14 protein-coding genes are annotated in these 13552 nt (G+C 33.2%); 3 read left to right on the top strand and 11 right to left on the bottom strand.

What is annotated here, in order from left to right:
- Window positions 1-12 precede the first annotated feature (12 nt).
- The 8 genes from F0460_RS02890 to F0460_RS02855 are packed head-to-tail and all read right to left on the bottom strand — an operon-like array spanning window position 13 to window position 7703.
- Window positions 13-645, bottom strand: a complete 633-nt coding sequence (locus F0460_RS02890; protein ID WP_150010100.1) for an outer membrane beta-barrel protein — start codon at window positions 643-645, stop codon at window positions 13-15.
- 44 nt (window positions 646-689) lie between these two features.
- The gene (locus F0460_RS02885) at window positions 690-1496 is read right to left on the bottom strand and encodes a TrmH family RNA methyltransferase (protein WP_150010098.1); all 807 of its coding nucleotides are present in this window, start codon (window positions 1494-1496) and stop codon (window positions 690-692) included.
- Window positions 1497-2819, bottom strand: a complete 1323-nt coding sequence (locus F0460_RS02880; RefSeq protein WP_150010096.1) for a DUF58 domain-containing protein — start codon at window positions 2817-2819, stop codon at window positions 1497-1499.
- A 4-nt stretch (window positions 2820-2823) separates the two neighbouring features.
- Window positions 2824-3816: an AAA family ATPase gene (locus F0460_RS02875; RefSeq protein WP_150010094.1), complete on the bottom strand. Its 993-nt coding sequence runs from the start codon at window positions 3814-3816 to the stop codon at window positions 2824-2826.
- Window positions 3797-4993, bottom strand: coding sequence for a DUF4350 domain-containing protein (locus tag F0460_RS02870; protein WP_150010092.1), 1197 nt, complete (start codon window positions 4991-4993; stop codon window positions 3797-3799). Before F0460_RS02870 ends, F0460_RS02875 begins: the two co-directional genes overlap by 20 nt.
- Entirely contained in the window at window positions 4990-5787 is a 798-nt protein-coding gene (locus tag F0460_RS02865; protein ID WP_150010090.1) for a hypothetical protein, read from the bottom strand. The genes F0460_RS02870 and F0460_RS02865 overlap by 4 nt, the downstream gene beginning before the upstream one ends.
- Window positions 5780-6733, bottom strand: coding sequence for a hypothetical protein (locus tag F0460_RS02860; protein WP_150010088.1), 954 nt, complete (start codon window positions 6731-6733; stop codon window positions 5780-5782). Before F0460_RS02860 ends, F0460_RS02865 begins: the two co-directional genes overlap by 8 nt.
- A 1-nt stretch (window position 6734) precedes the next feature.
- Entirely contained in the window at window positions 6735-7703 is a 969-nt protein-coding gene (locus F0460_RS02855; RefSeq protein ID WP_150010086.1) for a stage II sporulation protein M, read from the bottom strand.
- A gap of 19 nt (window positions 7704-7722) precedes the next feature.
- Between F0460_RS02855 and F0460_RS02850 the strand changes: the two genes are divergently transcribed.
- Both F0460_RS02850 and F0460_RS02845 read left to right on the top strand, forming a co-directional pair.
- A complete protein-coding gene (locus F0460_RS02850; RefSeq protein ID WP_150010084.1) occupies window positions 7723-8451 on the top strand; it encodes an RDD family protein in 729 nt (242 codons plus the stop codon).
- Window positions 8451-9056 (top strand): trimeric intracellular cation channel family protein, encoded by a 606-nt coding sequence (locus F0460_RS02845; protein WP_150010082.1) that lies wholly within the window; start codon window positions 8451-8453, stop codon window positions 9054-9056. The genes F0460_RS02850 and F0460_RS02845 overlap by 1 nt, the downstream gene beginning before the upstream one ends.
- A 2-nt stretch (window positions 9057-9058) precedes the next feature.
- Here F0460_RS02845 and F0460_RS02840 read toward each other — a convergent pair whose 3' ends face one another.
- Genes F0460_RS02840 through F0460_RS02830 form a run of 3 tightly spaced genes read right to left on the bottom strand, consistent with a single transcriptional unit; the run spans window position 9059 to window position 12589 of the window.
- Window positions 9059-9646, bottom strand: coding sequence for a hypothetical protein (locus F0460_RS02840; protein ID WP_150010080.1), 588 nt, complete (start codon window positions 9644-9646; stop codon window positions 9059-9061).
- 36 nt (window positions 9647-9682) lie between these two features.
- A complete protein-coding gene (locus F0460_RS02835; protein ID WP_150010078.1) occupies window positions 9683-11341 on the bottom strand; it encodes a S41 family peptidase in 1659 nt (552 codons plus the stop codon).
- Window positions 11342-11380: 39 nt separating this feature from the next.
- Window positions 11381-12589: a serine hydrolase domain-containing protein gene (locus tag F0460_RS02830; RefSeq protein ID WP_223810749.1), complete on the bottom strand. Its 1209-nt coding sequence runs from the start codon at window positions 12587-12589 to the stop codon at window positions 11381-11383.
- A gap of 123 nt (window positions 12590-12712) precedes the next feature.
- Here F0460_RS02830 and F0460_RS02825 point away from each other — a divergent pair, with 123 nt between their 5' ends.
- A complete protein-coding gene (locus F0460_RS02825) occupies window positions 12713-13552 on the top strand; it encodes a 1,4-dihydroxy-2-naphthoyl-CoA synthase (RefSeq protein WP_150010074.1) in 840 nt (279 codons plus the stop codon).

The following is a 13552-nucleotide window of genomic DNA, read 5'->3' as shown; positions in this document are numbered from 1 at the left end:
CAAATGATTTTACTAAAATATGTAAAATACACCTGCAGAATATTGTGCGTGAGATCCGGCACCTTCGGTTGAAATGTTAGATCTTCCCATAGCTTCTACATTTAAACCAATACGGCGATACGCTCTGTCATGATGGTAACGCGAACTTTTTGTAGCAGGAATATCTGCAATCCAGAAGTTAATACCACCACCAGCACTTGCCATAGTTAAATCAACCTGATTTAAACGTAAATGACCAATACCTGCTTTAATATAAGGATCTGCAACAGGAATATTAAACAAACCACCTAAACTGTATGCAAATGATCCGTTGAAGTTTGCTACACTAATTTTTTCTCCAGTAACAACAACTCCGTTCATAGAATTTCCAATTTCCATTTCGTTCATAGAAAAATCTGCTTCAAAAGATAAGTTTGGAGCAAATTCGTATCCTATCATAACTTTTGCAGGAATTCCGCCAGAAATCATGCTTGCACCTTCAGGAACTGGAGAATGGTTAAAGTTAAAATCCATCATGTTATAACTTGCACCAACTTTCCATTTATAATCTTGCATGAAACGCTCGTACTTATGAATTACCTGTGCTTGTGCCGAAAAACCTATTAGGCTTAATCCGAAAAATGCTGTTAATATAGTTTTTTTCATAAACTTTGTAAATTTTTTATAAATATAACGAAATTTTTAATTATTTATATTGTTTGACTGTTTCTTTGTCTTTTTGCTTCAAAAATTAATACTGCAGCCGCTACTGAAACATTCATTGAGTCAATTTGACCTTGCATTGGAATGATGATGTTTTCTGTTGAATTTTCGCGCCATATTTCACTTAAACCGGTTGCTTCGGTTCCCATTACAATGGCTGATCCTTGTTTAAAATCGACCGAATAATATGAAACGGCTTCCTGTAAAATAGCGCTAAAAATAGCAATATTATTGTCTTTTAAAAAATTTATTATTTCTGCTGATCCCGCGGTGACAATTTTATTGGTGAAAACCGCACCAACGCTTGATCGAACAATGTTTGGATTATACAGATCGGTTTTAGGATCGGCAATAAAAACAGCATCAATATTCGCAGCATCGGCAGTACGCAGAACCGCACCAATATTTCCTGGTTTTTCTAACGATTCTAAAACCACAATCAGCGGATTTTTTGGTAACTGAAGATTTTCTAACAAATGATTTTTAGTTTTAGCAACTGCAATGATACCTTCGGTACTTTCCCGATACGCTATTTTCTGGTAAACTTCCTTCGATATTTCAATAAGGTCGGTTGTGTTGGAAAGTTTCCTTTTAAAATGATTCAGATTTTCGGCATCGAACAAATCAAAACAAAATAAAAGCTGGTCAATTTCAAAATCGTTTTTAAGCGCAATTTCAATTTCGCGGATTCCTTCAATTACAAAAAGTCCGGCTTTTTTACGTGCCTTGCTTTTTTCCTGTAACTGAAAAATATCTTTAATTAATTGATTTTGAATACTTGTTATCTGTTTCATTTAAATGATTTCTTGTCGCTTAATTTCTAAATATTTGTTCAAAAGATTTACCGAAAGATCTGCCGGTTTGGTGTAAACCGTTTTTATGCCGTGCATTTGCAGTTCTTGAATAATCAAATGTTTTTCGTGCGCAAATTTAGATGCTATTGTTTGAATATAAATATCTTTTGTTGAATTTATTTTTCTGTTGTGAACGTCATTCAACAGCGTATTTTCGAAAATAATAGTAAGCAAAACGTGTTTTTTTGCCAACGCACGTAAGTACGGTAATTGACGTTTTAAGGCATCTAACGTTTCAAAATTAGTAAACAAAATCAGTAGACTGCGTTTCTGAATCTTCTTCAAACTGTCGGTTAAAACATATTGGTAGTTCGATTCTTTAAAATTGGTATCGATATGATACAATGCATCGACAATTTTACGAACCTGCAGCATTTTGTTATCGGCTTTTAGAAAAACATCGGTTTTCTTTTCAAATGTCCACAAACCGGCTTTATCCTGACGTTTAATGGAAATATTTGCCAACATCAATGCCGCATTTATCGAATAATCTAAAAGTGACATTCCATCGAAAGGCATTTTCATGGTTCTGCCTTTATCAATCAATAAATACACGTTTTGCGCTTTTTCTTCCTGATAATGATTGACCATTAAATGCTGTTTTTTGGCAGATGCTTTCCAGTTTACATGTCGTAAATCGTCGCCGGTTACATAGTCTTTAATTTGTTCAAATTCTGATGATTGACCGACTTTTCGGGTACGTTTAATTCCGTTTGGCAACAATGCCGTTTTTGATGCCAGAAGTTCATGTTTACGTAAATTTAAAAAACTTGGATAAACAGCAACTTCTTCATTTTTAGCATTTTTAAATCGTTTACTTATTAATTTAGTTAAAGTAGTTGCGTAAATATTTGTAGATCCAAATTGATACAAACCGCGTTCTTTTGGAACAATAGAATAGTTGATCTGCTTTTTAGAATCTTTCTCTAAATTACTGCTTAAAAGAAAATTGCGTTCTTGAAACTGAAAAGGCAATTCGTCTATAATTTCAATTGTAACCGAGAAAGCATAATTGTTTTTTATATTTAAATTGATTTCGTTTTTATCTCCGTTTGATAATCTTTCGGGCACAATTCTTTCAACTGTAATTCCATCTTTTTTATGAAACAGCAGAAATATTTCAACCGCAATCAATGCAACAATAACTGCCAAAACAATTAGTGCAACGTAGAAAAAGAAGGGCGCAAAAAAACCGATTGCAAATAAAATAGTTACAATCAATAATGCCAGATAAAAACGTGTATTTAAATATAAAAACTTCATTTAATTAGCGTGGAATTTCAACAGTATCAATAATCTGCTTTACAACATCTTTAATGGTAATGCCTTCCATTTCGCGTTCCGGAGCCAAAATTAAACGGTGATTCAACACATAATAGGCCACATATTTAATATCGTCTGGGGTTACAAAATCGCGACCGTTAATCAAAGCAAACGATTTACTTGCGTTTAAAATAGCGATGGAAGCACGAGGCGATGCACCTAAATACAAGAAACTGTGACTACGCGTGTTGTTAACAATTTGAGCAATAAACTGAATTAAATGCGGTTCGATCATTACTTTTTGAGCCAATTGCTGAAATTCAATCAATTGTTGTGCGTTAATTGCAGGTTTTAGCAGACTTGTTTTATCAAAATGTTCGTTGCTTTGTTCTAAATGCAACAATTGAATTTCTTGTTCTAATGTAGGATAATCAATTGTTATCTTCATTAAAAAACGATCTAACTGTGCTTCGGGCAACGCATACGTTCCTTCTTGTTCAATAGGATTTTGAGTAGCCAAAACCAAAAACGGCTGTTCCATTTCGTAGGTTTTTCCGTCGATCGTAATCTGGCGCTCTTCCATTACTTCAAACAAAGCTGCCTGGGTTTTTGCAGGTGCGCGGTTAATTTCATCAATCAAAATAAAATTTGAAAAAACCGGTCCTGATTTAAACTCGAAATTATTGGTTTGATTGTTAAAAATTGATGTTCCTAAAATATCCGAAGGCATTAAATCGGGCGTAAACTGTATGCGAGAAAAACCTGTTTGAATCGTTTTTGCCAACAATTTAGCCGTTAATGTTTTTGCCAATCCGGGAACACCCTCGATTAAAACGTGACCGTTTGAAATTAACGACACCAAAAGTAAATCGATTAATTCTTCCTGACCCACAATCACCTTGTGTAATTCGGTTTTAATAGCTGCAATCTGCTCTTTTAATTCGGTTAAAGGAATACGGCTGTTGAATGATATTTCGTTATTTTCTTGATTTTCCATAGTTTATATGTAGTTTTTCTAACAATTGGTTAAACTGAATTAAATCGGCTTGCGAATATTTTGTATCGATATTAAAATTGGTTATGAAATTAACAAACTGATCAATATCTGCTGTATTCTCCAATGATTTTTGTTCTAATTTGGTTTTAAAATCCTGATTAAGATCCTGCGTAATAATTTTCCATTCGGTTCTAATAAAATACAGTACAAACTTAATCTGCTTGTCTAAAAGCTGTGTGTGGTTGTTTTCTTGGTAATACAAATTTCCTACGGTTTCAATGTATTCAACCGTTGTATTTTTAACCGGATCAATCACGGGAACAATGCGTTGTTTGCGTTTTCCGTAGAAAATTACGTAAAGTAGCAAACCAATAATTAATGTGTACCAAGCAAATCGCAGACTTTTGTGTTTAAATATTACATTAAGAATAGAATTATTGCTTTCGCGTTCGCCGATATTGTAGTTTTCATCGAACCAAACCACGTTTTCTTTCTTAATGAACGATACAAATTCTTCTGTAAAAATGCTTGATTTCGCCTCATTATTCAAAACGTAAAAATTTGTCAGTAAAATAGGAGAGGAGCTTATATAAACCGTTCCCTTACCAAATTTTGTACTTATAAACGAAATATTGTTGTTTAACTTTGCAATTGCTGTGTAATTCTCCGGATTTTTTACCGTAAAAATATTGTTGTATTCATCTTTAATTTTTAATGTATCAACGGAACTGCCTTTATTTACAAAATGTAAATTATTGGTTTTAATATTGTGCAGATGAATTTTTAAAGTGTCTAAAATATAGCTATTTCCATAGTAAAAATTTTCCGAAGCAATAACTAAATCGGCTCCATCACTCACTTTTTTCAATACTTGCTGAACAGAAACATCGTCTAGACCAGATTTATTTTCAACAAACAAATATGTTGTTTTGCTTTCGGTTGTTTGTTCGTTATCTAAAAAATATTCGTACGGAGTTAATGATGTTTTTAGTAGTTTTTGAACTTTCAATAAATGCGGAAGTTCCTTATTAAAAACATACAAACCATACGGATCTTTACTTTGTGTATTAAAATTTCGATTCCAGTTTATTGGGTTTGGAAAGTACAATTGAATGAACATTACAACAAATGCAGCCAATAAAAAGTACACGAAATATTTTATGTATTCGGTTTTCATGATTCTTTATTAATTAATTGGATGAATTGTTGTTCGATTTTTTCAAAATCCTCAACGGAAATTTCGTGTAAACCGTACCAAACATTATCATAAATGTAAGATATGTACTGAAAAGCCGTTTTATTAGCCGTATCCTTTATTTCTGTTACGTATTGTTTAGTTGTTTTGTTCGGTTCATAATCGATAAAATTACTTTGCGACCAGCTTTTTAATGTCCATAAATAGTAATAACGCACTGCTTTTCGCAAGTTGTTTTCTTTTTTTGCTTGTTGCGTTAATAGGTTAAAATCGATGATATCGATGTTTTCTTCAATGAATTTTTCGCTAATAACTGTTTGTTCCTTTTTATAGAACAGACGAATAAATTCTTTTTTGTTCAGATAATAAACCAAGAATCCCAAAGCGATTACCGCCAAAAAAACAATAACGATATTGACAATTTCATCAAGAATATCCGAAGATCCGTTGGAATCTGTCTTAAACCAATCTAAAAAATTACGCCACCATTCGCGTATTCGGGCTAAAAAACCGCTTTCTTTTTTTACGTTGTATTCAAAATCTGATGAAGAATAGTTTTCTTTAAAATCAGTACGAAACTTTCGGTGTTTCAACTCCTCGTTATTCAACGGAACCAAAGCGTTTGTCAACGTATCGGTTGCAAGATTGGTTTGGGTGTATTCAACAACTTTTGCTGCAGTTTGCTGTGGTTTTGATATAGTATCAAGCGGTTTATCAACTTGTGAAAAAGCCGATAAACTTAAAAATAAGGCAGCAAAAGCAAGTGTTTTATTCATGTTTTCCTATTTCATCAATAGATTGGCGCATTGAATTGTACTCCAACTTTTCGCGTTCAGAATAATAAACCAAACCGTTTTGTATCAATAATAAATGATTTAAGATCATAGAAACCAAGATCGAAAAACAATAAACAACAACCATTACCACAAGGAAGATTGATATGCCAGAACCATCTATATTTTCCATATTCTGTGCACCTTGTGTTCCAAAAACAAGTCCGAAAATAGTGATCATGTAAGGAATCATGGTAACAATGGTACTTATTACATAAACAATAATCAGCATACACAAACTTGCCCCGACAATGTTCCAAAAGTTGTTGGTAATTGTGTAAAACGCATGTTTCAACGCCGCGAAAAAGTCTTGTTTTTTATCGATGTAAAAATAAAGTGTAAGCGAATACCACGTTATAAAAAACGGAACCAACAATATAATTATAAAGATTCCTATAATTACAAAACTTAATATAATAGCTATTGAAAAAGCTATAATTCCTACAATTGCAAACGTAATAAAGCTTAATAAACCAAAAAGAAGTAATCTGCCAAAATCGTTTTTAAACAGTTCACGAATTGATTTTAACGATGGTTTTTCGTTACTGTTTTTTCCTATCAAATGCATGTAATACACAGGGTAGGAATAATTTAACATACCAAGATAAAGCGATATAATAAAAAGCGATATAAACCCAATAACAAGCACTACTGCATTTTCGGTAACAAAAGCATTGTCTAAAGTTTCGCCAGTCATTGAACCGAAAGAAGTTGTTAAAATGCGGTAATAAAAAGTTCCGATCATTGACATAGAAACCATTAAAAGCAACAAGGCAATAAAAGCGAACTTTAAATAGTTTTTAAAATAATTTTTTCCCTGTAATTTTATGAATGTAAATGTGTCTGAAATATACTCGCCAAACGCACGTACTTTAAAAAGTTGAAACATATTATACATTTTTAAGTGTTTTTCTGTGTACTAAAAACGGATAAATAAAATAGTAAAATGTTATTAACCCCAACGTACTAATTATAATTAAATAGTTTAAAATATTAGGCATTTCTTTGGCGTAGCGCGTAATGTAACCTTCTATCAATCCTGCAAAAATAGTAAAAGGCATGGTACTTATAAACAATTTAAAACTGTTTTTAAAACCAATTTTTAACGATTGCATGCGTGTGTACGTTCCGGGAAACAATATGCTTGCACCCAACATAAAACCGGCACAAACTTCAATAACAATTGCCATTATTTCCATTGAACCATGTAGCCAAATTCCGCGGATACTTTCATTAAAAACTCCTTTTTCGTAAAAGAAGTACTGAAAACTGCCCAACATAACAGCATTTTGAAACATGATATACAAAGTTCCCAACCCAAGAAATACTCCGTAAATGTAACATCGCATTCCAACATATAAATTGTTAAGCGTTATTCCAAAGGCACTTCCCCAATTCGATGAACCTTTATAAACCGCCATAGCATCGCCATTTGCAATATTGTCTAACGTTTTATTTACGTAAGCGTCGCCTAATATCAAACGGACAAAACGTTCGTCATAAGCAGCAGAAACTGCACCAATTGCTACAAAAACCAGAAATAAAATCAGAGAGAAATATAAAAATTTTCGGTATTTGTAGGCTATTAACGGAACATCGTAAAAAAAGAAGGTGCTTAATACATTCTTTTCATACTTATAATTAGTGTAAACCTTTTGGTGCACCGTACTTGCAAGGTTGTTTAAGTAAACGGTTAAATCGCTTTTTGGGAAATATGTTTGAGAAAAAGACAGATCATTTGTAAGCTGAACATACATTTGAGACCAGTCATCGGCAGAAATTTTATTTTTTACGGTTAATTGTTGCTCAATATTTAACCATTTTTCTTTATTTTGTTTTATAAAAGCAATTTCCCTCATAACTGCTAAAATATAAATAATGACCGAAATAACTATAAACACTGCGCAAAATGTTGCAATAAATTTTAAGGCAGCTTCATTGGGCGAGCGTATTTTAGCATTTGCTATTGATATGGCAATTAAAACCGCATACGCAATTGCAGCTTTTTACCTTATTTTCGATGTTTTTAAAATTAAAACAAATGATAGTTGGGAAGAGGGTGTGATAACTTTTATAGGCTTGATACCATTTATATTTTACACGCTTTTTTTTGAAAGTTGGACCAATGGACAAACGCCCGGTAAAATGATTTTAAAAATCAGGGTAGTAAAGATTGAAGGTTATCAGGCACGTTTCTCTGATTATTTCAGCAGATGGATTTGTCGTTTGGTCGATGTTTTTATTATGTTGGGATTGCCTGCTATTTTAGGAATTATCTTCAGTAAAAAAAGTCAGCGTTTGGGCGATATGGTTACCGACACAACCGTTATCAGTTTAAAATCGAATGTGCAGTTGAATCATCGCTATTTAAATGATCTTTCAAACGAATATGTGGTAAGTTTTCCAACGGTTTTACGATTGTCTGATCACGATATGAACATCATTAAAAAAGCATATAATACTGCAATTCTTCAAAACGATACACTGATGATTGACAAGCTTATTTCTAAAATTGAAGAAGTAACCACTATAAAAAATCAAAGTTTAAACCAGCATCAGTTTATACAAACCGTAATTAACGACTTTAATCATTTAACAAGCAAATAATGATTTTCTCTATTTTAGATATTTTAGGACTTATTGCGTTCGCAATTTCGGGTGCATTGGCAGGAATCGAAAAAAAACTAGACTTTTTCGGTGTATTTGTTATTGCCATGGTAACATCAATTGGTGGCGGAACTTTGCGTGATCTGCTTATTGGTAACACGCCTGTTTTTTGGCTGTTAAACCTGCAAACATTTTATATTGTGGTAGCTGCAACAATTATTTCGATCATTTTCAGGCAATATTTAAGTTTTTTAAGAACATCGTTATTTTTGTTTGATACTATTGGGATTGGAATTTTCACGATTATAGGTATCGAAAAAGGATTGTCGATAAATTTCAGCCCTATCGTTTGTATTCTTTTAGGAACCGTAACGGCTTGTTTTGGTGGTGTTGCCCGAGATATTCTTTGTAACGAAATCCCCGTAATTTTTCGAAAAGAAATTTATGCCACAGCTTGTTTAATGGGAGGATTTATGTTTTTTGGATTGAAGTTACTACACGTAAACGACGACGTAATTTATGTTGGTACAGCCGGAACCATTATTTTAATTCGAATTTTAGCAGTTCGCCATAATTGGTCATTCCCTAAAATTGAAATTAAATAGAATTAGATTTTTTTGAAATATTTTTTTATTCGATCAACTAAACTGATTTTTGGTTTATATGTAGTTGTTTGTTTTGCTTCAATTGGAAAAAAATCTTTTATTTCTTTGGTTATTAAATCAAATTCAAAATCAAAAGAATCAGTACTGGTTTGATAGTGCCAATATTCAGCATGCAGTTTATTGTCTTTAATTTTTGTAAGTGTGATTTTATCGAAAATATATTCGCTAAAAAGAACATCAACACTTCCATCACAATTTACATACTTTATATCAAAACCATCAATGAAGTAAATCGTATCATTTTCCGCGTTGTACAAAGCAGATTCTATGTGAGAAATTATAGATTCATTTATCTGCTCTTTTAAAACAAGATCAATTAAATAGCCATGACCATTTGCAATGATAAATGCTTTTTGATCTTTAAGTTGAAAAATAAGTTTAACTTCTTCAACCCAACCAGTTTCAAAAGATCCAACCCATTCATTTTCATCATTAGTAAATTTTACCCAAAGACAATGTGGTGTGATACTTCCAAAATGTTTTTCATGGTATTCGCCTGAAATAGGTTTATTTATAAATTCCGCGTTCATGTTTTAAAATTAATATAATATGAATAAAAAACGCTCTTAATTAAGAGCGTTTCTGTTTGGGTCTATCTGATTTAATATCCAGTCTAATTCGGGATCTTTATCGTTTAAGAAATCTTCAATAGTTGGTTTTATATAAGTATCGGGCATTACGCCGTAACCTTCTTTTTGGGTTTGTTCATGTGGTTTTATAGTCATTAAACCTACACGAACAACTAATTTAGAATTGGGTAATTTCACATTAGGCATAATTCCGGCAACCGTTCCGTTAAACGTTCCGCCTGTTTCATCGCCCACAAAAACGGCACGGTTTCTACCTTTTAAGTGCGATGAAATAATAGCTGCCGCAGAAAACGTCATACCATCGGTAATCACGTATATATTGTTTTTGTAATTCAATGGTTTTGGCTGTGTTATTTTAGACGATTTCATATGAAACTGCAATTCTCCCACATCATTTCTGCTTGATCTTAATCCGCGGATTGTTGAAAAAATAGAAATAAACGGCGTGCCTAAAATTTTACTAGCAACACTTTTACCTCTGTAAAGATTTAAAAAAGTAGTACGTTTTGTAATGGTTGCAGGCTTTGTAAATACAAAAGCGGTATCATTTAAATATTGTGCCAGCTTGTGAATTTCATTCAATCGTCCACCAGGATTTCCACGTAAATCGATAATCAAATTCTGCACATCGTGTTTCTTTAATTCGGCAAAAATTGTATCGTAAACTTTTATGCGTCCCTTGCTAAAATCTCTGATTTTAAGCACAGCAACCGTACTGTCTTGCGCAACTGGATACGTTATTTGTTTAGAAAATGTGTTGCTTTTACTATCATAACCAAACCATTCGTTTTTATGATACTTTTTCTCTGCCAATTCTTTTAAAGCCTTCTTTTTAATTTTCTTTTCTGCTTTAGTAAGTTTTGGTAGCGTATCTGTTTGAACAATTTTTGTGTCTTTTAACGTATCGTTTTTCTTTTCGGCAATTGCTTTTTTGGCAAGCGCTTTTCTTTCTTTTTTCGATTTTTCAAACGTTCTTTTTGCAGTGTAATAGAAAGCAGTATCGGCACAAACGGCATTGATTTTAATACTGTCAACAAACCCTAATTCATTAATGTAGAACGAATTTACACGACGAGCAAAAAACTTTGGAATTGCCGTTTCGTTGTATCCGTCTGATGTAAATGTTTTTCGGTATTTCGTAAAAAGATCCGCAGGTTTTACTCCGTTAATATCGATAATTTCCGTTCCTGTTTGAAGAATGGTATCCGTTTTAGAATTGTTTCTTTTAATGAAAAGTCTGTCGTTCAAATACTCATATTCAAAATTCGATAATGGATTTACCGAACCTTTGTATTTTTTCTTTAAAGAATCGGGTGAAGTCTGCGTAAGCATACCCATGCTCATGTGTCCCTGATGAACCGATGCCACAACCGGACTGATCTTCAGGTAAAATTCGTTGGGTGTTAACGGTTCATTCAAAGTATTCGACAAACTATCGAATTTTCTGTTAAGATCTTCCTTCGAAATGTACCAATACAAATCGGGATGCATGTTTGTGATTCTTTTTTGAACAAACGAAACATCTTTCTTTAATTTCTTCGCATCAATTTTGGTATGATAGCGTTTGTTTATTTTATCGTGGCTTGCACATGAAAGTACAAACAACGAAAGTAGTGCTAAAATTGATTTTTTCATGTTTTATTATGTCTAAAAAAAGCGACTTTCGTCGCCTGATTAATCGTTAATCTGTATAAAAGGATAATTCCCCAATCGTGGTGCCAATTCTTTTGTTTTATAAGCCATTTGCGAATTATGGTTGTTGAAACATATAATGGTAATGGTATCTTTGCGCAACGTTACATACGATGTTCTGTTACCGCGCCACCAACCGTTGTGGAAAGTGTACAGGTTACCGCCATCTTCTTTAGGTTCCACCATACGTATCGCCAAACCATAATTATTTGCTCCCGATTTTTCGTACGAATATCCTTTGTACATTTCGCCTTTTAACGCTTTGCTAATAAAATTATCAGAATATAGTGCTTTATCTAATTTCAGCATATCGCGTGCCGTTGTATAGATGTTTTTATCGCCATACGTTCCATCTAAATAATCCCAATGCATTTTTTGATTATTCGCGTGGTATGATTGCGTTATTTTGTCTTTGTTTTCCAGATTATCTAAAACAAAGGTATTGTTCATTTTTAAAGGCTCTAAAATAAGCTCCTTCATAGCATCTTGAAACGATTTTTTTGTAACCTGCTCCACAATCAACGCCAAAACTACATAATTAGTGTTAGAGTAGGTAAAGCGGGTATTTGGTCTAAAATCTAACTTAATGCCTTTGGTTTCCAACAAATTCAACACATCTTTATTGGTCAGTGTTTTCTTGGTATCCCACATTCCGGGTTTAGCTGTAAAGTTTCCGTAATAAGGCAATCCTGAACGATGATTTAATAACAAACGCACCGTAATATCATCAAAAGGAAATCCGGTTAAAATAGTATTCACTTTTTGATCTAACGAAATTTTCCCTTCGTTAATTAATCGTAAAATAGTTACACCTGTAAATACTTTTCCGACAGATGCAACGTGCATTGGTGTAGAATCGTTAATTTTTTCTTTGTTTTGATAATTTGCGTAACCCTGATAATCTTCAAAGATTATTTCACCGTTTTTCGCAACAAGAAACTGTCCCCAAAAACCACCTCTATTAATTCGGTTGTGGTAAAAAGTTTCAATAATTTCGCGGGTTTCTAATTTATATTTTGGTGTTACCGGATTAAATTTTACATCAAAAGTATCGTCGTTGTTTTTTATTAATTGTTCTTGTTTTTTATAAAGTTCACTTCTTTTTTTAATGACTTGAGCAATATCGAAATTTTTATCGCAAGAAATACTTAAGCCACCGATAAGAAGTAGGGGAAATATTATTTTTTTCATTATTTAAAATTCGCTATAAGTAGCAAATATAAACGATTTGCTGATTTTTAAAAACACCTTGCTGCGTTAAATTTATAAAAAGTAAAAAATGTATCTTTGGTGTAGATTATAAAATTTTACAGAATGAATGAAATAAACTGGCAAACAGCTATTGAGTTTGATGATATAACGTATAAAAAATGCAACGGCGTTGCCCGAATTGCATTTAACCGCCCGGAAGTTAGAAACGCTTTCCGTCCTAAAACTACTTCTGAATTGTTGCGTGCTTTCAGCGATGCACATGAAGATACATCAATCGGAGTGATTCTTTTATCGTCTGAAGGTCCTTCTCCAAAAGACGGTGTTTATTCTTTTTGCAGTGGCGGCGATCAAAAAGCACGTGGTTATCAAGGTTATGTTGGTGAAGATGGTTATCACCGTCTAAATATTTTAGAAGTTCAGCGTTTAATTCGCTTTACACCAAAAGCAGTTATTGCGGTTGTAAATGGCTGGGCTGTTGGTGGCGGACATTCTTTACATGTGGTTTGCGATTTAACGTTGGCGAGTAAAGAACACGCTATTTTTAAACAAACCGATGCCGATGTTACAAGTTTTGATGGTGGTTACGGATCGGCTTATTTGGCGAAAATGGTCGGACAGAAAAGAGCGCGTGAAATTTTCTTTTTAGGTAGAAATTATTCTGCACAAGACGCTTACGATATGGGAATGGTTAACGCAGTAATCCCGCATGCAGAATTGGAACAAACGGCTTACGATTGGGCACAGGAAATTTTAGGAAAATCGCCTATATCTATAAAAATGTTGAAATTTGCTATGAATTTAACCGACGACGGCATGGTTGGTCAGCAGGTTTTTGCCGGCGAAGCAACGCGTTTGGCTTATATGAGTGAAGAAGCTATTGAAGGTCGTAATGCCTTTTTAGAAAAACGCAAACCTAATTTTGAGAAGAAATATATTCCTTAA

This window comes from Paenimyroides baculatum (assembly GCF_008629655.1).
Taxonomy (GTDB): domain Bacteria; phylum Bacteroidota; class Bacteroidia; order Flavobacteriales; family Flavobacteriaceae; genus Flavobacterium; species Flavobacterium baculatum.
The sequence above is the reverse complement of the archived record's forward strand: the minus strand, read 5'-3'. Positions and strand labels throughout refer to the sequence as shown.